This window comes from Exiguobacterium sp. s75 (genome assembly GCF_018617145.1).
GTDB classification, from domain to species: Bacteria; Bacillota; Bacilli; order Exiguobacteriales; family Exiguobacteriaceae; genus Exiguobacterium; species Exiguobacterium profundum.
This window is the reverse complement of sequence record NZ_JACSJQ010000001.1, coordinates 1,626,341-1,648,031: the sequence shown is the minus strand read 5'-3', so window position 1 is coordinate 1,648,031 and position 21,691 is coordinate 1,626,341. Positions and strand designations below refer to the sequence as shown.

The 21,691-nt window shown below is 47.4% G+C and carries 16 protein-coding genes and 1 other annotated feature; of the genes, 10 read left to right on the top strand and 6 right to left on the bottom strand.

The window, feature by feature from the left end:
- Positions 1 to 74: 74 nt before the first annotated feature.
- Positions 75 to 1,304 carry a hypothetical protein gene (locus tag KNO68_RS08375; RefSeq protein WP_215112338.1) on the top strand — a complete coding sequence of 410 codons (1,230 nt, stop codon included), beginning with the start codon at positions 75 to 77 and terminating at the stop codon, positions 1,302 to 1,304.
- A gap of 16 nt (positions 1,305 to 1,320) precedes the next feature.
- Here KNO68_RS08375 and KNO68_RS08370 read toward each other — a convergent pair whose 3' ends face one another.
- Positions 1,321 to 1,896, bottom strand: a complete 576-nt coding sequence (locus KNO68_RS08370; RefSeq protein ID WP_215112337.1) for an anthranilate synthase component II — start codon at positions 1,894 to 1,896, stop codon at positions 1,321 to 1,323.
- Between the two features lie 148 nt (positions 1,897 to 2,044).
- On the opposite strand from KNO68_RS08370, the gene tnpB reads away from it, so the two are divergent.
- On the top strand, positions 2,045 to 3,217 hold the full coding sequence (gene tnpB, locus KNO68_RS08365; protein WP_215112336.1) for an IS200/IS605 family element RNA-guided endonuclease TnpB: 1,173 nt from the start codon (positions 2,045 to 2,047) through the stop codon (positions 3,215 to 3,217).
- Between the two features lie 45 nt (positions 3,218 to 3,262).
- Here the strand turns inward: tnpB and KNO68_RS08360 are convergent, their stop codons facing one another.
- Positions 3,263 to 3,544: a hypothetical protein gene (locus KNO68_RS08360; protein ID WP_251024875.1), complete on the bottom strand. Its 282-nt coding sequence runs from the start codon at positions 3,542 to 3,544 to the stop codon at positions 3,263 to 3,265.
- 44 nt (positions 3,545 to 3,588) lie between these two features.
- On the opposite strand from KNO68_RS08360, the gene KNO68_RS08355 reads away from it, so the two are divergent.
- Positions 3,589 to 4,167, top strand: a complete 579-nt coding sequence (locus KNO68_RS08355; protein WP_215112335.1) for a DUF3885 domain-containing protein — start codon at positions 3,589 to 3,591, stop codon at positions 4,165 to 4,167.
- Positions 4,164 to 4,395 (bottom strand) — a binding site (T-box leader). It overlaps the preceding gene by 4 nt.
- 49 nt (positions 4,396 to 4,444) lie before the next feature.
- Here KNO68_RS08355 and KNO68_RS08350 read toward each other — a convergent pair.
- The 3 genes from KNO68_RS08350 to KNO68_RS08340 are packed head-to-tail and all read right to left on the bottom strand — an operon-like array spanning position 4,445 to position 7,275.
- Positions 4,445 to 4,711: a hypothetical protein gene (locus KNO68_RS08350; protein ID WP_214687390.1), complete on the bottom strand. Its 267-nt coding sequence runs from the start codon at positions 4,709 to 4,711 to the stop codon at positions 4,445 to 4,447.
- 35 nt (positions 4,712 to 4,746) lie between these two features.
- Entirely contained in the window at positions 4,747 to 5,031 is a 285-nt protein-coding gene (locus KNO68_RS08345; RefSeq protein ID WP_215112334.1) for a hypothetical protein, read from the bottom strand.
- Between the two features lie 12 nt (positions 5,032 to 5,043).
- Entirely contained in the window at positions 5,044 to 7,275 is a 2,232-nt protein-coding gene (locus tag KNO68_RS08340; protein ID WP_353047958.1) for a C40 family peptidase, read from the bottom strand.
- Positions 7,276 to 7,438: 163 nt separating this feature from the next.
- On the opposite strand from KNO68_RS08340, the gene KNO68_RS08335 reads away from it, so the two are divergent.
- From KNO68_RS08335 to KNO68_RS08320, 4 genes are all read left to right on the top strand, one after another.
- Positions 7,439 to 7,813, top strand: coding sequence for a nuclear transport factor 2 family protein (locus KNO68_RS08335; protein WP_143180225.1), 375 nt, complete (start codon positions 7,439 to 7,441; stop codon positions 7,811 to 7,813).
- Positions 7,814 to 7,981: 168 nt separating this feature from the next.
- Complete coding sequence (locus tag KNO68_RS08330; RefSeq protein WP_214687387.1) at positions 7,982 to 9,292, top strand: Ig-like domain-containing protein; 1,311 nt, start codon at positions 7,982 to 7,984, stop codon at positions 9,290 to 9,292.
- Positions 9,293 to 9,343: 51 nt separating this feature from the next.
- Complete coding sequence (locus KNO68_RS08325; protein WP_214687386.1) at positions 9,344 to 9,787, top strand: hypothetical protein; 444 nt, start codon at positions 9,344 to 9,346, stop codon at positions 9,785 to 9,787.
- 108 nt (positions 9,788 to 9,895) lie between these two features.
- Positions 9,896 to 12,583, top strand: a complete 2,688-nt coding sequence (locus KNO68_RS08320; protein WP_215112332.1) for a S8 family peptidase — start codon at positions 9,896 to 9,898, stop codon at positions 12,581 to 12,583.
- A gap of 112 nt (positions 12,584 to 12,695) precedes the next feature.
- Here the strand turns inward: KNO68_RS08320 and KNO68_RS08315 are convergent, their stop codons facing one another.
- Positions 12,696 to 13,820 (bottom strand): SH3 domain-containing protein, encoded by a 1,125-nt coding sequence (locus KNO68_RS08315; protein ID WP_215112331.1) that lies wholly within the window; start codon positions 13,818 to 13,820, stop codon positions 12,696 to 12,698.
- A gap of 743 nt (positions 13,821 to 14,563) precedes the next feature.
- Between KNO68_RS08315 and KNO68_RS08310 the strand changes: the two genes are divergently transcribed.
- From KNO68_RS08310 to KNO68_RS08300, 3 genes are all read left to right on the top strand, one after another.
- Positions 14,564 to 17,278 carry a hypothetical protein gene (locus KNO68_RS08310; protein ID WP_215112330.1) on the top strand — a complete coding sequence of 905 codons (2,715 nt, stop codon included), beginning with the start codon at positions 14,564 to 14,566 and terminating at the stop codon, positions 17,276 to 17,278.
- Between the two features lie 960 nt (positions 17,279 to 18,238).
- A complete protein-coding gene (locus KNO68_RS08305) occupies positions 18,239 to 19,273 on the top strand; it encodes a hypothetical protein (protein ID WP_215187614.1) in 1,035 nt (344 codons plus the stop codon).
- A 556-nt stretch (positions 19,274 to 19,829) separates the two neighbouring features.
- Entirely contained in the window at positions 19,830 to 21,524 is a 1,695-nt protein-coding gene (locus KNO68_RS08300; protein WP_215112328.1) for a hypothetical protein, read from the top strand.
- Positions 21,525 to 21,691: the final 167 nt, after the last annotated feature.

Here is a 21,691-nt window from a genome sequence, read left to right as displayed (position 1 = left end):
TAAATTTTTAGATACAAAATAATTGAAAAAAATTATAATATATTCAAATCTACTGAGATATGGAGGTATTTAGATTGGAATATATATTTCTTTTTTCAATTTTATTGTTTGCTTTAATAATTTATTCATATGCAAGATTTAGAAAAAAGAATACCCTGGGTTTGAAAAGTGAAAAGCATTATCTTACAAAGTACGAAGAATTTGAGTATGCTGAAGATGAAGATTACGAGCTTCTAGTTAAGGATGATTCAATATTATACAAGCCGGTTCATGTAGAAAACATAGATACCTATAAAGAGTTAGAGTTAAATAAAGAAATGCTCAAAGATATTGCTTACTCTGTAAAATCGTTAGGTACAAAAACGCTTCCACGTCTTATTAATGATTGGAATGCTTACGAAATTAGTCTTTCTCCAGAGGTTCGAAGAAAAATTAAAGATGGCTCTTTGTCATTAATGAAATCTAAAGGCAATGATTCTTTCGTAAGAGGAATGGTAGTTGATAGTAATAAGAAAATTGTTGAGGTTGCTAACTTTAAAAAATTGAATCCTCTTCAACTTAGAAAAGTAGCTTTCAATTTAGCGACTGTAATTGTGGCTCAAGAGCATATGAGAGAAATAAGAAAAAGTCTAAATCAACTTAGAGGGGCAATAGACCGACTAATTAATTTGAAACTTAATGAATATCGTGGACAAGCTGAGAGTTCTTTTTACTATCTAGATCGTGTCCACTTATTCTTGCAAGAAGAGAAAATGAATACGAAAATTGAATATCAACTTGAAACAAATTATAAGAACGATATAGATTTACTATACTCTTTGCTATTAGATCTTGATGAACCAATTAAGAAAATACAAAATCTAAAGAGACGCCCTTTCGTATTTAAAGAAGGAACTAGTATAAATGACTTTAAAAATATCATTAGAGAATTTCAAGATTATGAAGAGTTGATTTATATGTTTCTACTGAGTACTAAAGGCGCAATTCACGCAATGCGACTGCTAGGAGACCCAGAATCTACAGTCAAACAAGCTAACGAAAGATTACTGAAAGCGAATACAGAATTTGAAAGTAAACGAAAAAAATTTATTGATGAAATAGCTAATTATGAAAATGATTTTAATGTACGGTTATCTTCAGACAGTCGAGAAAGAAAGCAGATAAGGATACTTACAGAAAATCGACTAGCGTTGCAAAAAGTATCTTCAGAAAAGTGCTTAGACATGCAAAATACCTTGTCGATTGAACCTCCTTCAATTTTTATTGTAGCGAATAATAACGAAGTCAAAGTTATAACTAAGTGAATATGTAGGCTGACACTCAAACCGGGGACACGTGCCCCGGTTTTTTCGTGCACAGTTGGACGAAGCGCTCGAAGATGCCACGTCCGTCCGGCGTCCCGATCGACTCGGGGTAGAACTGGACGCCGTACGTCGGATGGGTCGGGTGTTCGAGTGCCATGATAACGCCGTCTGTCGTCTCGGCTGTGACTGTCAGTTCGGTCTCTTGTACGACGAGCGAGTGATAGCGCATGACGTCCATCGACAATCCTTCGAAAAGGACGCCTGGCACCGTATTGATCCGTGAGACTTTCCCATGCATCACCTCGTTCGCCCGACCGACGACTCCACCGAACGCCTCAGCGATGACCTGGTGACCGAGACAGACCCCGAGAATCGGGATGTAACCGGACAGTTGTCGCACGACCGCGAGCGAGACACCGGCGTCTTGTGGACCGCCGGGACCGGGAGAAAGGATGATGCCACTCGGGTTCATGCGACGGATTTCTTCTATACTATGTTCATCATTCCGGATGACGCAGACGTCACTGAAGCGGGCGACGTCCTGATAGACGTTATACGTGAACAAATCGTAGTTATCGATGAGGAGAATCATGCGAACACCTCCAAAAGGGATTTGGCTTTATCAAAATTAGGCGAGAATACCCCCAATTCTAAACGTTAAGGACAAGGCTTGCATGAAAGTGGGAGATGAATCGCCAGCCGCTCTTTCGGGTAAACTATCTTCAAAGGGGGTGAACATCATGGTGAAGCACAAGGGGTATAGATTCCAGATCTACCCGACGAAGGAACAGGAGGTCCTGATCGCCAAGACGATCGGCTGTTCACGGTTCGTCTTCAACCATTTCCTGTCGAAATGGGACGCGGCCCATGAAACGACCGGCAAGGGACTGTCGTATGATGCCTGCTCGAAAGACCTTCCCATTCTCAAGCAGGAATTCAGTTGGTTGACGGAAGTGGACAGCACGGCCGTCCAGAACAGTGTCAAACACCTGGCCGACGCGTATAAGAAGTTCTTCAAGAAGGAGGGAAATCATCCCCGTTTCAAGTCGAAGCGTAACCCAGTCCAATCCTATACGGCGAACATCCAGGGGAGGTCCCAGCTCCCCGAGGTCTCGATCGTCGGGAACACACTCAAACTCCCCAAGCTGAAATGGGTGCGGTTCGCCAACTCGAGACAGGTCGAGGGACGCATCCTGAGCGCCACAATCCGACGCACGGCCTCGGGCAAATACTTCGTCTCCCTGCTTACAGAGCAGGAAATCGGTGAGCTGCCGAAGACCGGTTCATCGGTCGGTGTCGACGTCGGGCTGAAGAACTTCGCCATCCTATCAAACGGAACCGTATACCAAAACGACCGTTACTTTCGTACGCTCGAGAAGAAGCTGGCACGGGAGCAACGCAAGTTGTCCCGTCGTCAGCGCATCGCCCTGAACAAGAAGGTGACACTCTCCGAGGCGAAGAACTACCAGAAGCAGAAGCGGAAAGTCGCCCGCATCCATGAGAAGATTGCCAACAGACGCACCGACTTCCTGCACAAGGTATCGACCGAGATCGTCAAAAACCACGACGTCATCGGCATCGAGACCCTGCAGGTGAAGGACATGCAAAAGAACCGCAAGTTGAACAAGTCGATCTCCGAGGTCAGCTGGTCGGAATTCCATCGGATGCTCGAGTATAAGGCCGGCTGGTACGGGAAGACCGTCGTGAAGGTCGGGAAGACCTTCGCCTCGAGCCAGCTCTGTTCGGGTTGCGGCCATCAGCACAAGGACGTGAAGCATCTCGGCTTGCGTGAATGGACCTGCCCGAGTTGCGGGGTCCACCACGACCGTGATGTGAACGCAGGACTGAACCTCAAACAAGAAGCCGAGCGCCTGTTGGCTTCTTCAACCGTCGGGACGACGGGGCTAGCCTGATCAGGTTTCTCTCGATAGAGAGGATAACTCAGGAATCCTCCAACTCTAAGCGAAGCCTAGGTGGAGGTAGTTCAAGCAGCGTTTCTTCATATTCCGATACCGGGTCTGAGTCATAAAGGCATAGTCATCCGCATAAACCGTCCCTGTTGCATCCGTCACGTCGTTCCCATCGACCCGGATCGTCTCGACCGGGTTCGCCGCGATGATGGAGTAGCGGCCGTGTTTGCCTTCCGCGCGACTTTCGAGTAATACCTTTCGTTCACCTTGCAGACGGTGGAAGATTGCCACCGGTGTGAGTTCGTCACCATTGATCGTCCGTTGTTGCATTGAAAGAACCTCCTTATAATGGGTAATAGAAAGGGGATATGCCGATGTCAGTCTTACGACCCGACCAATTTTCAGGTGAAGCGTTGACCGAACACATCGAACTCGAGGACACGCTGTCACCTTACGTTGATATCAAATCCTATGAACTGAATCTTGAATATTTTGAGGCAGTCGTTCGACATGCCCAGCAATTGTTTGATGCGTTGTTCGAAGAGGGCGACCCCATCCGAATCGTTTGGCATGTATATGGACAGCCCGTCAAACCGACCCTCTTGTTCCGTTATATCCGGGATAAATCGGTGCGCTTCAAGACGACCGCCACATCATGCACATTCGATGACGAACCGTTATGGATGTTCACCGTGCCGGTAGCAGACAAGTCCGAAATCCGTGTACGACCACTCCTCGAGGCGATTTGTTATCAAGATTTTTATACAAAATCGAAACCGCGTTTGAACGGAAAATACACGACGCATCCGTTCGTTCAGTTCATCCACGAACGAGAGGGGCACGTCTTGTTCGTATACGATGACCGCGGTGCGTACATCCGTGGTACGTCACCAACCTACCTCCAATCGCTCAAACAAAAAATCTCCTCGTCCCGCATGCCCAATCGGACATGAAGGACGAGGAGATTCCCCGTGTTGCCACCTTCGTTGAAAGACGCTTTGTCTTCCCACTCATCGCGAACCATCATTCGCTGTCCCCGATAACGGGAGGACCCGTCAGAGCCTACATGTCGGTCTGAACGCTCAAAAGCCCATTCACGCAAGGCACGACACCGGTTCGCATCGACCACCGGCTTTCTGAAGACGTCCCTTCGCGCTACTCTTCTTTCTCATCGCGAGTTCGTATGAATGTTATCGTTACTTTAACGGGATGAAGATGCGTTGTCAAGGATCATTTGATCGAAGCATGTTCCACCTGACGTTTTCCGATGAACGTGAACGTGATCCCCAATGCCAGGAGGGGGAGGAGCCACCACTTCGTAAAGAAGAAGAGGGTGCCCCGATACATGAACCACTCCATGCCCAAGTAGGCAATCAGTGTGACCAAGGGAGCGATAGACAAGCGCTTCAAGTGCAATGCGATGGCGACCCCTAGTCCGATCGTAAACGTTGGAACGATCACGAGTTGCCAAAGATATGGGTCAATATAGTGAAACATGGAGTGTTCTCCTTTCAATGATTAGACACGACATATCAGACAGATTTCTTCTTTTTCAACAATCCGACGAAGATGAACGAGAACAAGAGCGAAATCAGCGGGAAGATGACATTCCACGAACTGAGATGGTTGATATCGAATGGACTGTGGTCATAATAGACGGCAAAGTACGTCAATTCGATGATGGCGTTCAACAAGAACGTCACCACAGGGCCGACCCAGATTCGTTTCATGATCATGGCGACCACGACACCGCCGCCGATGGTGAGGACCGGGACGATGACGAGCTGCCAAAGGAACGGGTCGATATAATCAAACATGGAGCATCCCCCTTATAACGATTTGTACCCTAGGAAGTATGGGCGCCACATCGGGTCATGGATCGAGTTGATTTGAAGCATCTCGCCCCCGGCATGGATGAAGAACTCGTCATCGAGCATGATGCCGATGTGGGACGGGCCCGATTTATACGTGCCGGCGAAGAAGATGATGTCCCCGCGACGACCACTTGTGATCCCTGTCCGTTTGTTCTTGAAGTGTCCGCTATACCAATAGCCCGACACGTTCGTACGACCGCCGATCTTCCCGGCCTGGTTGGTCGCATAATGGATGAGACCGGAACAGTCGAACCCACCGTTCAGCGGTGACTGCGAGCCCCACGTGTACGGTGTCCCGAGATGTTTCACGGCGGCGTTGATCAGACGCTCTTTTTGCGAGTTGTCCCGTTTCTTCAACAAGGCATCCTGCTTGATGCGGATGTCTTTCGTCTTGACGTAGACGGGACGCCAGTCGTACTGGATGAGATACGAGTCGCCACTCTTCCCACGTGGGTAGATGCGACGACCGGCATCGAGATACCCGATCGGACGGGTGTCGTTCGGGTTGGCGTAGAACGGCGTCTTCTTCGTCGTCCCGTAATGGGCGGCCGTATAGACGCTCGCCGGTTGGATCGCTTTCGGTTTCGTCTCGGCGATATATGGGTTCAACACGTACACGCGTTTCCCGGACGGAAGACGGACGTGCCAGAAGTCGGCATCAATCGAGCGGAGCCCGACAAGTTTCGTTCCACGTGGCAACGTGCCGGCCGGACGACCGTACGCGACGTCAGCCGAGAAGTAAGGTGTCCCGTTGAACTGCGTATAGAAGACCGTTCCTGCCTTCGGTTTTGCGGTCGGTTTCGAGACGGCGAGGTAGCCCGTCGCGACATAGCGATACGTCCCGTTCAGACGGATGCGCGTGTAGTACCCACTCGTCCCGAACGTTTCGACGACTTGCCCGCGTTTCAAGGAACCGACTTGTTTCGCGACAGACGTCGAAGCGTACACTTCGACCTCGTTATAACGAGAGTACCGCATGCCCGTCGATTCGAAGCGAGGCGGTTTTTTCGTACTCGTCACGCTCGTCGGGATGAAGTAGTAGTTCCCTTGCGTGAAGATGCGGGTATAGTTGCCCTTTGTCCCGTAAATGGTGACGAGTTGTCCGCGCTTCAGGCTGAGGGACGTCTTCGACGACAGGACCGTCCGTGCGTAGACCGGCGTGTCTTTCGTGATGTACCGTTGTCCCGTCTTGAGCGGTGCCGGTTTTGTCGTGCCGAGCGATTTCGTCTCGACGAATAGGAACTGGCCGCGCGTATAGATGCGTGTGAAGTCGCCGTCCGTCCCGTAAATGGTGACGAGCTGACTTCGTTTCAGCGACCCGACGACTTGTTTCTTGTCTGTGTCCTGATAGACGTTGATTGCGGCGAGCGCATAGCGGCTGCCTGTCTTCGTGTAGCGTGGCATCTTGTCGGCGAGCACGTCGCGTTTCATATAGACGTAGGCGCCGTCCTTGAAGAGGCGGGCAGTGTCTCCGATGGTGCCATAGACGCTCGTCTGTTCACCGCGGACGAGGGAGCCGATGATCTTGCCGGATGCATCGGTGTAAGGCGATGTCGTCAAGACGAACTGGGTGCCCGTCTTGATCGGACGAGTGCTCGTCGCATCTAAGGCGACATAGCCGAAGCCGTCCGCCGTCTCGATGCGAAGCATCGAACCGACGACAAAACCGTTGAGGGTCTGCCCGGCCTCGAGTTCGGTGATTGTTTCCCCGTCTGGAGCGGACAAGACGACCGCACCTGCTTTCGCGTAGCGGGTCACTGCTTCTGGCATCGTCTCTCCGAGGGCGTCACGGGCGACATACGTCCCATCCGTTGTGAGAAGACGGTCGCCCTCGAGGTCGAAGACGTCGACGGCTGTCCCGATTGGGAGGGTTGCGACGGGGTTACCGGAAGCGTCGAGCGCATCCGTTTCTGTCTGGGTGTAACGTGTGACGGCATATCGGACGTCGTCATTTCGAACGAATCCGTTCTGTGTATCGACCGTGACGGACGTATGGGTCTCGGTCACGTCCTGGATGTCGACACGCTTCGGCTCATCCGTGACGAGCAGGATGCTGGATTCCTCCGGGTCGGCATAGAGCGTCGTGCCGGCAGGGAGCATGGCGTCGGACCCGACCGCCTGTGCGGTGAGAGTCCAATAGAAAGTAAAGAGAACAAGCAAACTGAAGATTCGTTTCAAGCGTTCCACCTCGATTCATGAAATTTACATTTTTTAGTATATACATAGTGGAGATGAAAAAGGTTGCTTATTTCGATAAAAGGGAAATGATTGAAGGAATCTGTGATCAGCATTCCACTCGTTCGTTTTCGACCATCTGTGCTATGATAAACGGGGAAAGGAAGGGACAACGATGGAGACACTCAACATGAAACAACTTTCTGACGACCGGTCGGCCCATCAGGTGGCCGGCGATCTCGACGCGATGCGGGCGCTCATGCACGACTCGTTCCGATATGTCGATTCGAGCGGGCGTCAGTTCGATAAAGAGACGTTCTTAGACCAGTTCGTCGACCCGACAGCGATTCAATGGATCGCACAGGACACGGTCACGTTCGATGAGACGGTACGCGGCGACCTCGCCGTCGTCCAACTTTTGTTAGAAGAAAAATTTATCCTCGGCACGAACGCCTACGAAGGTCGGTTCTGGATGCTTCATCTTTATGTGAAAGAAGATGGCGTCTGGTTATGGCAAGGCGGACAGGCGACGATGATCAACGAAGGCTAAGCGTTCAGGCACTCCAAACAGTGGGGTGTCTTTTTTAATAAAAGAAGGAAATGTGAATTTGAAAAATATATGACTATTTTAGAAAATTTATGTACCCTTTTGAAAAAGGACAGATTATAATAAATTTGTAAACGATTGTCATTATTCTTGAGGGGGACCCCACTTATTATGAAGCAACCGAAATATGCAGCACTTTTCTTAGCGACCACACTCGCATTCGGAGGTATCGCGCCTTCGACAATCGTCAACGCAGAGACGTCGGAAGACGTGACTGCTCCTGATGCACCTGTATTATCGGCACCACTCCACACATCGACATCACTCACGATCACAGGTGAAGTGGCTGCGAAAGCGGAGATCTTGATCAACGGCAAGACGTACGTCCGTACGATCCTCGAAGGTGGTGAGGCCGTCTTCAAGATGTCACCACAGTCGGTCGGTAAAGTCATCGACGTCCGTCTCGTCGACGCGAGCGGCAACATCAGTGAGACGACACGCGCCATCGTCGCAGAAGACCCAGAAGCACGTCCGGACGCACCGGTCATCAAACCGTTGACGGAGACGTCACGTGAAGTGCGCGTCGTCGGGGAGCCGGGACAATATGTCGAGCTCTCGATCGGTAGCAGCACGTATAAAGGGAAGTTCGATGCGAACGGTCTCTACCGTCGTGGCATCGCGCCGCAACCGGCCTACTCATGGCTCTCAGCGAAGACGATCACGACGAAAGGCGCGACGAGCGACGTCTCGAAACGTAGCGTCTACAAAGACCGCATCGCACCAAAAACGGCGACATTGACTCAATCGGTGACGGCGGCATCCTATGGCGTCTTCGGAAAAGCCGAGCCATATGCGACGGCCATCGTCAAGATCGGCACGAAGTCATACACGGCACCGGTCATGTCGACTGGGAAGTTCATCGTGAAGATTCCACGTCAAGCGATGGGGCAGAAGATGTCACTCGTCATCCGTGATGGTGCAGGAAATGTCAGCCAACCAAAGGCGATCACGGTACAGCACGCGCTCTACAACAACTTCCACCGTGTCTACTTTGAAGGGATGAAGGTGACGGTTCATAAAGAAGTCTTCTACGCAGATGCGACGACAAAATATGCGGACACGTTCGTGCCACTCTTCTTCGGACATCCGTCGAAGTCAGGCCTCGGGTTCCTTCTCAGCAGCTACACAGAGGACGGGTCGGTCGCTGGATTTGAAAAGTTGACGCTCCGTGTCGGTCGCGCGACGTATTCGCAAAACATCGACGAGTACGATGTCTACTATGACGAGTTCGATGACGGCTCGGTCGAAGAGTCATACTTGTTCGAACCAGATGCGAAACTCATCAGCTTCGTCGACAAGTACGTCCGTCCGGAAAACCGGATCACGGTCATGGTCCAAGGAGTGGACTACGACCTCGAGTTCAACTTATCGGGTGCGGAGAAACGCGCATTCATCCAATCGCTTCAATACGCAGGATACTAATTTCTTAGGACCGGTGGAGACATCGGTCTTTTTGGTGAACGGAGTTGCAACATGAAAGATAAGCGAGATCTCATCTATTCGCTAAAAACCCTGCCGGTGACCCCGATCTCCTCAAGTCGATTCCTATGGTGGATGAAAGCATTTCTTCTATTATTACTCCTCGGTTGGTGCATGACGATGCTGAACGTCGTGAGTGAGAACTCGACGGAGCGTTATATGAAAAACGAGTACGGTGTCGAGGAAATCTATTTCATGGAGGAAGAGCGCTTCTATTATGTGATCGATCGCCAGTTCAAATTCGAGCGGTTCTCGAGCGCGACCGAAGACCACGGGTACTTCCGGATCGAGCAGATCGACTACACGGACCGATACGGCAATAAGGTCGACTTTCGCTTCATCAAAGTCGCCGGGATCTTCTTTGACCGGACCAATCATGAGGCCAATTACCGTGTGCTCGAGCGAAAGAAATCAAGTGAGCGACCATTCGACGAGTGAATCGACATCTTGTCGAAACATTTTTGTTACATTTTTGAAACATAAACCGATAAGTATCGTAGAACGATGTGGGGCGCATGCTCCAGAACAAACGAAAGAGGGGAAAACATGAAAGCACGATTCAAGCAGTTCGTGGCGATGGTGACGGTTCTCGTCCTCGTCCTTTCGTTCCTGCCGCCAGCACTCGCTGACAGCGGAAACGGGATGACCAATGCCACATTACTCACTCCGGGGGAAGCGGTCGAATTCACGACCGGCACGGACCCGGTCAACACGTATTGGTTCAAGATGGAACGAGAGACGTCCGCGATGACACATATGGAAGTCACGTTCGAATCTTCGAAGCTCGCGAACATCAGCGTCTACCCGAGCGCCGACATGGCGGCGAAGGATGAGACGTTCGACCGTTACCGCGCGAGCGCGACGAAGGAAGAGGAAGAACAGACGGCCAAGATCGACTTCCCGTTCGCATGGGAAGGTCCATATTACATCAAGGTCGAGTATATGCCGATGGATCTCGGAGAAGAAATTCCAGGCGAAGAGATTCCAGGGGATGTGCTCCCGGTCGACGGGGAAGAGCCGACAGACCCAGGCATGCCGGATCTCGCGTCAGACATCAAGCTCGTCGTCAACCCGGTCAAACTCCCGGTCAAATACGAGCAGGTCGGCGGCGACATGTGTGCCGTCGAATCAATCGTCCAACCGGCACCGGAACGTGACTCGATGCTCAAGCTCATCCGTCGCGTCCAAAGTGAAGTACTCGGCACGTCACAGGAAGGTCGCGACTTGTCGGCCCTTTACTACCGTGCCTCACCTTATATCGTCAAGGCGATCACGTTTGACGGCGAGAAGCGCAAAGCTGCCCTCACCGACTTGAAGACGCTCCGTCCGTTGTTGACGGCACTCGTCGACAAGAAGGCGTATACGCTCAAAACTCAGGACGCGGCGGCGATCAACCGTCTCCACGCCTTGGTCGACGCGAGCGTACCGACCGCGCTACAAGGCGAAATCGGCGAGATCGCGACAGCGCTCGAGATGGACTCGCTCGCCGGGACTCCGGTGACGGACCTCTTCGGCAAGATCGGAATGACGATCCAAACGGACGGCAGTGACGCACCGCGTTACATCGTCAAATACAAATCGTCACCAAGCACGTCGATCGGCAAGATGAACGCGATGAGCGACGTCTCGGCCGAGCGGATCGCCATCGGGAAACCGTCTGACTACTTCGCGCTCGTCGATGTGGAAGAAGCGTCGACGAAGATGCAGGCACAGGCGAAGTCGACGCTCGAGTCGGACCGTAACGTCGAGTATATCGAACCGGTCCAGACGTATCAGTCGTTCGCGACCGACGTCAGCCTCGACTACCAATGGGCGATCAACCAGAAGTCGGTCCTCGAGCCGTTCGCGAATGCAGGGATCGGCCTCGACAAGTATGAGGCGTTGAACTTGCCGAAACGGTCGATCAAAGTGGCCGTCCTCGACACTGGGGTCGACCATCGTCTCCTTGACCTAAAAGGTAAGGTCGATGTCGCAAACGCGAAGAACTTCGTCGACCCGAACGGGGAAGGCGACGCGATCGATGACCACGGTCACGGGACACACGTCGCCGGCGTCATCGGTGCGACACGTGACAACGGCGTTTCGATGCGCGGGATCGTCCCGAACGTCTCGATTCTGCCGGTGAAAGTGCTCGATGCGGGCGGTTCTGGGGACACGGACCAAATCGCACTCGGGATCAAGTATGCGGTCGACGCAGGGGCGAAAGTCATCAACATGAGCCTCGGCGGCAACGAGAGCCGTACGCTCGGATACATGTTGAAGTATGCGTATGACCGTGGCGTCGTCATCGTGGCGGCGACAGGGAACGATGCGCAGTCTCGCGTGTCGTATCCGGCATCATCGAAATATACGATCTCGGTCGGCGCGACGAACGCCTTCGGGATCGTCTCGGATTACTCGAACTACGGCATCGGGGTCGACGTCGTCGCACCTGGCTCGAAAGTGGCGAGTCTCGTACCAGACGGGAACGTCGTCTATATGGACGGGACGAGCATGGCGACGCCACACGTCGCTGCAGCCGTCGCGCTCCTCAAGTCGTATCACCCAGATCTTTCGGTCGAAGACGTACGGACGCTCTTGCAGCGGACGGCAGACCCGATCGCCTTCTCGGGTGGGGACGCACCGTACGACCCACGCATGAGTGACGGGTTCGAGTATGTGTTAGAAGAATTGGGCATGACGCTCCCGGCGTATTACAACCCGGTGAGCGGATTCGGGAAGGCGAACGTCTACCGCGCCGAGTCGATGCTCAAATTGAACGCCTCTGGCGCGAAAGCACAGGACAACTCATCGACGTTCAAGACGAAAGTCACGTCGGGGACGACGGTCCGCGTGTATAAAGGAGAGAAGTTGATCGGACGGGGCACGTCGAAACAGACCGTTGCCGCCTTCTCGATTCAACCGCAAAAAGCAGGGGCGGTCCTTCGCGTCGTCTATACGAACGGGAAGTATGAGACGAGCGAACGTGTCGTCGTAAAATCCGGCACACGTCCAGGGCAACCGATGGTGAACACACTCCGTTCTGGCGCGAAGTCGGTCACGGGTCGCGGTGACGCCGGGATGCGTGTCGTCGTCCGCAACAGCAACTATCAAGTGTTGGGACGCGGAACGGTCCTCCCGAACGGTACGTTCTCTGTGAAGACACGTGCGCTCAAGAAAGGCGAGACGATCAACGTCCACATCGAGGACTTGAAAGGTCGCGCAGGCAAGATGAGCAAGACGACTGTACGATAAGAGAATTCGATAGAAGAGACGGGTATGCCGAGCGATCGGGATACCCGTTTTTTGATGGGTCGGGGAGGAGGGCGAAACAAAAAGGGGTCGAAACCCCCTCTCAGCGAGATTATTATGAAATCTTAGCACCTTTTTGCGTGTAAGAAATGTAGATGTTTAAAGCGTTTGTAGAGTCGATATCTTTCTTAGTAAACGCCTTATAGTTTGACCCCATCCACCCCTCATCTACTTTGAACAAGAGTAAAGCGTGTGTTACTCCATCACCAATGATAACATTATCAATCCCTGCCAAATCGTAAACAAGTGACTTCAATTGTTCACTTGAATCGCAGTCCGCTTTTCCTCTAAATAATACATCATATGCGGATTTTAAGTTTTTATCACCCTCAACTGATTTTGCATTGTACTTGTTATAGAGATACGTGTACATATTGTTTGTACGGTACATCTTCTCATACGTTTTTAGTGACATACTACCGTCGAAATAAGGCTCTAACGCTTTCTCTGCCATCAATAAATCAACATTATCCGGTCTACGGAAGTTAGGGTCATTCCTATCATCAGTACCCCTCTCCCCATTCAATACACGTTGGATATGGGCGCTAAACCCAAACTCAGCCGAATCATACTTCGCATCAAACTCCGCCTTCACCCGTTTATATACCGCATCATACTCCGCCTGCGTATCGACCCCATATGTGTGACTTCCGTAAACCGTCCGAGTGATTCGATCGTTTGAATACGGCGCACGGAGATAAGAAGTAGGCAACCATCCCGTCTTCCCACCGACTCGGACACGGGACCACTTGCCGTACTCCCCAGTCTTGACGACGCGACTCCAAGATCGGACCGTCGTGATCTGTCTCCCTTTCGTCGACCACGTCGCGTACAAGTCCGTCGTTCGGTTCACGAGATACTCCGTCGAAATCAATGACGGCATGAGCATGTCTGACGGCACCCATCCCGTTTTTCCTTTATACGTGATCTTCGTCCAACTTCCAGACGTCGCATTTTGATAGACGGTCGTACCGAACGTGAGCGGGAGAATGACCTTCGCTTTCTTCGACCGTGAGGCGTACACTTTCGTATACTCCGTTGTCACCCGTTCAGCCGTCACGGTCGTCGATGCTGATTTGGCTTGAACAGTTAGGTCGGTTACGGGAACAAACTCGATCGGTGAGAGGATGAAGCATCCAATCAGTCCGAACGAGATGGATGCTTTCAATAGTTGTCGCATAGTGGAATCTCCTTTAAGTCTTCATTGATTTCAGTATAGGACAATCCCTTACCAGACATCCGTCACGTTTCAGACGAAAAGGGAATCGATTTTTCAGTTTCTCAAGACAGAATCGGTGAGTAAAGAATCGTGCCAAATCGTAAATCCAGGCTAGGCAAATAGTCCTCACGAGTATGAATCATCCGGACCAGTCACCGATTCGTGTGTAGTTGGAATAAGGGATGCTATTTTGGATATGTTTGGTTTTGTGAAAGAGGTCAATGATTTTATGAGTTGGAAATATCATTGGTGAAGATTGGTCTTGTAAATTTGATGATGTAAAATAAATTTTATAGGTAATTAATGGTATAAAAATGGTTTTCAACGAGTATTTCGGCTTAAATCGCATGAAATCAACAAAAATCGACTTGTTTCGACATTTCCAAAATAGGTAAATCTAAAAATGAATTAAACTAAAATCTCCAAAATTCAAAAACGTTACCATTTTTGCGAAAAAAAACGCTTGTGTCGCTTGGAAGGGTTATGTATATTATGGATGTAAGGTTTTCCAAGAACAGTCTTGGTAAATTGTTCAAGATGATTCTTGCAAAGACTTCTACCGGGGGAGAACGCCTGGTCTATTGAAGAGTCGGTTACATAATCATTAGTACTTTATTCATTGTTATGGATACATGACTCCGAACGAGATCGGTTGGGCAAGGACGGTAGAAAAACCTATCTACCTAAGGGAGGATTTACATCAGATGGCTAAGAAGAAACAATTCGTTACTGCAGCGGCAGCGTTCGCAGTAGCAGCATCAGCAGTAGCGCCTGCAATCACGGCAGACGCAGCATCAACAACGGTCCGTCTTTCATCGGACTACGTACGTGGGGGAGACCTCAACGCAGCGCTTGACAAAGAATACAAGGGCAGCGAGATCCACTGGTACAAATCTTCAGTAGACATGAACAAACTTGGTGTCTTCCAAACTGCTAAAGGTTTTGTAAAAGGCCAAGGCATCCGTGTTGAGAAACGCGTTCGCGTATTGAACTACGCACAAGAAATCAAACCTGAATCTGAATTCGTATTCGAGCAAGGCGTTCCTGTTTCAGGAATCCGCATTCAACCAGTTCTCTTCGCAGACGGTGTTGTATACAACAAGCCACTCTCAGTAGCTGGATTCAGCACTGAGAAAGTTGGAGAGTTCGAAGGAACACTCACTTACGCTAACAAAGCTTACGGTACTGTAACAAAAACTGTTAAGTACAAAGTAGTTAACTCTGCACCAGAAATCGAAGAGTTCAAAGCGACTTCTGCTGATGCACTTACAGTTAACTTCAACAAAGAAATCGACTTCTCGAAAGCGAAGTTTGAAATCAAACGTGGATCAGTTGTTGTTAACGCAACAGTTGTCCCATCTGAAGATAAGAAGTCTGCGAAGCTTGAGTTGGCTAGCAAACTTTTCGAAGGTGACTACACAGTAACTGTTTCTGGTCTTACTGAAGATGCACTTTCTAAGACATCAGCAGTAATGAACGAAAAAGTTAACTCTATCGAGCTTTCTTCTACAACTGCTCCTACAAATGCAGGTAAAACAGAAGCTAAAGTTGGTTACAAAGTCATGAACCAATATGGTGAAGACATCACTTCATCTCCACTTGCATCTGGAATTGAGTGGACTGCTTCAAATGGTGTCACTGCTAAAGATGACAACAAAGGTGTTCTCTCTTTGACTGCCGATGAAATTAAAAAAGGTGACATGATTGCGGTAACAGGTATTAATGCTTCGACTAACACAGTCATTTCAAAAGTAATCACAATTGCTGATGTGGCAGTTTCTGATTCACTTTCATTCGGATCTGTTTACCACAAAGACGGAAAGCCATTCTCAGGTGTAACACCGGTTGGTGAATTCGCTCTTCTCGTAAACGGAATGGATCAGTATGGAAAAGCATTGACAGCCGAAGAAATTAACGCAGGTTTCATCTTTACATCATCTAACCCAGCTGTGCTTACTATCGATGAAGTAGTTGCTGGACTTGGCGCGGACAAGGATAAACTTGGTCTTAAGTTCACGGATGGTGGTAGCTATTCTAAAGGTGGCACTGTAATCATCACTGCTATCTCTAAAGCGACTGGTAAAGTGGCTCAATATGAAGTGAAGGTTGCTGCGGCGCCAGCACTTGCTGCATTCAACATTGCTGCTCCAGCTGAAATGATTGCTGCAAACGAAACGGTTGAAATTCCATTCACTGCAGTCGATCAGTTTGGTAACGCTTTGACTAAGTTTGATGAACTTAATAACAAAGTCACATTCTCATCAAACAAACTTAAACTTGTTAAAGGTAAAGAGGGTGTAGCTATTCTTGAGTACACTGCTGGTGCTAAAGGCTTCGATGTACAAGTTGCTACAGTTCCTGCAACTGGTAAAGTGTCACAACTTAACATCGACGTGAAAGAAGCTGCTTACGCTGCAACAATCGAGTCATTGAAAGATGTTAACACAACTGTTGCGGTTGGTGGTCAGACAACTCTTGACTACTCAAACTTCGTTGTTAAAGACCAGTATGGTCGTGCGTTCGACTTGAAGGGTAAACTTGGTTCAGGTCAAGATGACTTAAAAGTTGTTGTGACTGAAACTGAAGGTGAAGGTGCTGTCGCTGTAACGGATGCTAACTTAACTGAAGATGCGTCTAAGTTTGTTGTTTCAGGTTCAGAAAAAGGAACTGAAATTCTTACTTTCAGCTTGATGAAGGATAACAAATCAGTATCTACAAGCCCGCTCAAAGTAACTTTCACGGCTGTTGATAAGTCTGCATACGCTTCATTCGAAATCGCTGAAATTGGAACACTTTATGCTGATGGATCGACTGCCGAAACTCATACACAAGACTTCAAAGTATACGGTGTGAAAGCTGACGGTTCTAAAGTTCTTCTTCCGGCTTCTTACTATACTGTAATTAAAGATGATTCGGTTCTTGATTTTACAACTGATGGTAAGTTGAACTCAGTTCTTGATGCAGAAACATCTACTGAATTCGGCGATAAGAACGAAATCACTTCAAAAATCACTGTAGTTGTAGATGGTGAAAAATCACCAGTTACACTCATGAAAGAAGTAACGATTTCAAAAGTTGCTCCTAAAGCTGAAAAGATTGAATTCAAAAAAGACACTGTAGTTGATGGTGTTGCTAAGTTCAAAGCATCTGATCTTGCTGATACAGATGATGCAACTGCATTGAAAGATATTCTTAAAGTTACTGACCAGTACGGAGTAGGAATCTCTGCTATCACACCAGTAATTACAGTCACAAACTTAGATGATAACACTGCAGAAAATGGTGCGCTTGCAGTTGATAAAAATGGTACTGCAACTGTAGATATCCAAAATGCTCTTGCATCAGACATGTTCATCGTAACTTACCTCCTTAATGGTAAGACTGTAACTGTCAAAGGTCTTGTTGAAGGTACTCTTTAATAAAATTAAACGAAACGTTGTCCGCTAACTCGAGGTCTAATTGACCTCGAGGATCCGGACCGGATAATTCCGAACTATCATGTTGAATTGAATGGTGTGACTCCATTCCTCATCAAACAGTCAACGATGAGTGTCTAATCCTCCTGGGTCCAATCATGCACTGATATGTGTGAGGGGCTAAGTCAGGTGAAGTCGTACTCGAAGCAGTCGAGGCGGGACTCTTTAAAAAGTAACTATGATCAGGTCAACGAATCCATGTAGGCAGAATGAATCGATCGTCTTCGCGAATCGCTAGGAGTTCGAAGATGATTCTCCCGAATGCAATGTCGGGTTGAGGAAAGTGTGAATTGACTGTTAATCGCTTTCTTGCTCATATCTGAATAGTGGAGGTCTACGGTTACTAAAAATAGGGATAAACATGATGGAACGTTTGAAGTCTTTATGGAAGAGGTGGATCAGCACCCGTGAAGCCATAAAGATGGCAGCAGGTTCATAGTAGTGTCGATCACTAGCCGGTTGTACTTATGTGGTAACACATGGGGAGGATAAAACTAGTGGGAGCGAAGGAACCTAGTCAGTCAGAAACAGTTGCTTATTTCCCCAAAAATGAGAAAACTGATTGATGACGACACGAATTAGTAGTCACTCTGATGATCTCTTAGACCACCTCTTTCCAAATTGGAGAGAGGTGGTTTTGTTGTTTCGTTTCTTTTTGAATTAAAGGGGAAACAAAATACCAATAAAATACATAAATTAGGACTTGTATCTAAAAGAAAATATTGGTAGATTTGATATAGGGGAAATGAGCAATTTGAACTATGATTGACGGCACGCCGTATGCGCTGAAAGGCGCACGTATGGTGTAGGCCCGAACCGAAATCTGAGTCTATTGGCTCAGTATAAGACGGGAATAGCGCAGAACAACTCATCAATGCGGTGGGAGGGACGTACAAAGGAAACTTGTCATTAACTGCAAATGGATTAAACGATATTGTTTATGGTCCAACTTCAGGGATGCGTACGATCGATGGTAACGTAACCATCACAGGTGATACTTCAGGTGATATTGATCTTCGCAACCTTACAATCACAGGTAATTTGACTGTCAACACACCAAATGCAACAGTCAATAACTCAGCGACGGTTAATGGGACGATTGACATTCAAGATGTTAAAGATGGCACTTGGAATGAACGTACGAACGGCAATACGATTGTAGTCAATGATACTACAGGTATTCGTGTAGTCATTTCTGAAAATATTAAAGTCAATTCTTTGACTTTGAATCAGCCAACTACATTAGAAGTAAGCAGCGGTGCTACATTTGAAAAACCAGTAGTTGTAGTAAAACCGTCGACAATCGTTTCTTCTCAGTCTATTCAAGTACAACCTGGACAGGATGTAGAAGTTACATTGAAATCTTCGAAAGAAGATGAGGGCGTCGTAGTTTCTGGCTCTGGAGATGCAATCGATTCTTCTGAAGCTATTGCTAAACTAAAAGAATTGACAGACCTTCTAACTGAAGCGAAGAAATTCAACTATGATCCAACATTAGACTTTAAGTCAATTTCGACTTTAAGCGTTAGCGAGAAAGCGATTACTCTTGATTTAACTGAAGATGTTGTGGCTATCTCGAACTATTGGGAAGCATTGAAGAAGAATGAAGCTACGAAGGATGAACCAGTAGAGTATGCCGCGGGACGTTATGCATTGAATACTCTTGCGCGTTACATGGGCGCCCTTAAGAGTACAAAAGATTCTTCTATCGAAGAAATTGTTTACAGTGGCGTTTCATACACGTGGGATGTGGATGGAACCTTGAAAGGAAGCAACTGGAAAGATGAAGAAGGAACAACTTTAATGTCTGTTGTCTTCCCTAAGATTGAACAGCCGCTCGAGTTCAAACTTGTAGATGATCAAGGGTTTGAAATCGATATTACTTTCAATGTTGAATGGCCAGAATTGACTTCGAACACAGAAAATCCAACAAACTAATTGAATTGAAAGTGTCAATCTGTAAATTTAAACTGATCCTTGTTTTACGGATAGTTTAATTAAAATTGTTTCGAATTCTATGCGAAGATTAGATGACCTCGATATTGCTCCGGGGTCATCTTTTTTTGGTTCCATTGCTTACGTTCGCTGCTGTAATAGTTGAGAATGAGCAAATGGCCGAATGTCTCCTGTAGATAATACTTACACGATCAACGTGGATAGCTTGAAAAAATTCTTAGAAGAGTTCGATGAGTATCTCACTACATCGCAAATTTAATTTTTTGTACGGATCTAGCTCATGCTAAGGTCGTTTTTGCGTATTGAGGAACAGACAAGTGATAACGGATTTGAAAATCTACAATCAAGATAAGTCCTAGAATTTGAGAAAACCATTCTCTCCTTTTCTATAAAATGTAAAATAAGTACTGCTCATTTATGTATACTAATATAGGGGAAATAAGCAAGGATTGACGGCACGCCGTATGCGCTGAAAGGCGCACGTGCGGTGTAGGCCTGACTCGAAAGCCGTTATACGGTATAAGGCAGGAATAGCGTAGTGAAAACGACTTCGGTCACAACACTCACTCAATTAAACGAAGCTCTCCAAGATGCTACTGTACAGCGAATTCGTTTATTGAACGATATCACAGGTGATCTTACACTCACACGTAAGGTCGATTTAGCATTAAACGGATTCAAGGTGACTGGAAATGTCGGGATCAACCATAATGAAGCCGGTACGGTCACGATTGAAGCTGGGACGATTGAAGGTGGTTTGACCGTCAACACTCCAAATGCGACAGTGATTAACAAAGCGAACGTGACAGGTACAGTTTTGATTAAAGATGTAGCAGAAAGTACGTTTGACAACAGTGGATATTTAGCTGAGCTTCGGTTAGAAGATACGAATGGAGCACGGATTATTAACCGTCAGGCTGAATTGGTAAAAGTAATAACAATTGATACATCGGCTTCCGTAAATTTTGAAGGAGAGTTTGACGAGGTGAATGTATTGAAACAAGCATTTCTCACGTTCAGTCCGCAATCAAAAATCGAGACCATTTCAGCGGCTGACGATGTGATGGTTCAAGTCGTCAAACCAGAAGATGTAGTCATTAACCATGTGCCTGTGAAATTCAATCCTATCGTTCTATCGCAAAATGAACTTGCGATTCAAAAAGATATTCGACAATTGTTAAGAGAAATTGAAATTTTATTAAATGATGATTTATCGAAAGATGATGTTGTGGAGAATATTTTCGAAAAGTTTCAGAGTGTGAACACGCTATTAATGTCACTAAATAGTGACGAGGTAGGAGAAAAAGACGATTCGTTTGAGTATCAACGTTTAGCACTGGCCTACTGGAATATGAATAATGAGTTTCAGAAACAATTACCTATTCCACAACCTTTAGAAGACGCGATGAAGACATTCGTTCCGACAATCCAAAACGCTGAGAATGAGACTGGTGCATATATTGCCCTACCTACCGCTTCTGAAGGGATTTACTTCTATATTTCGTCAGACGATATTCAAGATAGCAAGTATATGATTCCTGCCCGTCCCGACAAAAACGGCGAGGTTCGACATGTCGTGATAACATACACGTTCCAAACAAATTATAAACATCTGTCCAAGACGATTATTTTGCATATTCCACATGGAGATGAAGCAATCACATACGAGTATGCAAAGGAAGGTCAACATTTTCCACAATATGATTACATCACAAGTTCGAAATTTGAGTTTGGTATGCTAAACTCGTATCACATTATGTTTGAAGAAGGTTCTACTGTTCAAGAATTACTCGATTCACCACTCTTCAATTCTTCTGAACCTAAAATAAAACTGACTCCATTCCAATATGTGCGCGAGGATGTGTTGATTACCGAAGCATATCAGGCAGTCTTTAACTCTAAATTCAACAGTCGTATGTTGATTGTTGAGAAAACAGACGCTATTTCAGAAGAAACCGTAGGATATATCCCGGTTGAGGATGGCGGGGTCATGATAGACTTAAAGAATAATAGATTATTTGTAAAAGGTGATCTACTTACATCGGAAGTCTCAAAAGCTATCGAAGAAGCATATCCTACTATGTATCCGAATGAAGTATACGGGAATTTAAATTTTGCGAACCTGCTTGCTGCAGATGAGATACTGAAAACAGATATGCAACTCGCAGTCATAGGTGATGACAATTCACTTGGCATGTATCTCCTACGCTTAAAACAGGACGGAGAGAGATGAATTATAAAACTCGCTACTCTGATTCGATTAGAACTCTTTAAATAATTACACTATTAAAGATTGATAGAACATTAGGAAACTGAGTCTACCTAGGCTCAGTTTCTTTTTTATAAATCTATCCTCTTCTTAATCAGCTTTTTGATAAACTGAAGAAGAGTTGAAAATAT

Bases quoted from the DNA above. Each gene is read 5' to 3' on its own strand.
- KNO68_RS08370 (WP_215112337.1), bottom strand. From the start codon at position 1,896: ATGATTCTCCTCATCGATAACTACGATTTGTTCACGTATAACGTCTAT.
- tnpB (WP_215112336.1), top strand. From the start codon at position 2,045: ATGGTGAAGCACAAGGGGTATAGATTCCAGATCTACCCGACGAAGGAA.
- KNO68_RS08360 (WP_251024875.1), bottom strand. From the start codon at position 3,544: ATGCAACAACGGACGATCAATGGTGACGAACTCACACCGGTGGCAATC.
- KNO68_RS08355 (WP_215112335.1), top strand. From the start codon at position 3,589: ATGTCAGTCTTACGACCCGACCAATTTTCAGGTGAAGCGTTGACCGAA.
- KNO68_RS08350 (WP_214687390.1), bottom strand. From the start codon at position 4,711: ATGTTTCACTATATTGACCCATATCTTTGGCAACTCGTGATCGTTCCA.
- KNO68_RS08345 (WP_215112334.1), bottom strand. From the start codon at position 5,031: ATGTTTGATTATATCGACCCGTTCCTTTGGCAGCTCGTCATCGTCCCG.
- KNO68_RS08335 (WP_143180225.1), top strand. From the start codon at position 7,439: ATGGAGACACTCAACATGAAACAACTTTCTGACGACCGGTCGGCCCAT.
- KNO68_RS08330 (WP_214687387.1), top strand. From the start codon at position 7,982: ATGAAGCAACCGAAATATGCAGCACTTTTCTTAGCGACCACACTCGCA.
- KNO68_RS08325 (WP_214687386.1), top strand. From the start codon at position 9,344: ATGAAAGATAAGCGAGATCTCATCTATTCGCTAAAAACCCTGCCGGTG.
- KNO68_RS08320 (WP_215112332.1), top strand. From the start codon at position 9,896: ATGAAAGCACGATTCAAGCAGTTCGTGGCGATGGTGACGGTTCTCGTC.
- KNO68_RS08315 (WP_215112331.1), bottom strand. From the start codon at position 13,820: ATGCGACAACTATTGAAAGCATCCATCTCGTTCGGACTGATTGGATGC.
- KNO68_RS08310 (WP_215112330.1), top strand. From the start codon at position 14,564: ATGGCTAAGAAGAAACAATTCGTTACTGCAGCGGCAGCGTTCGCAGTA.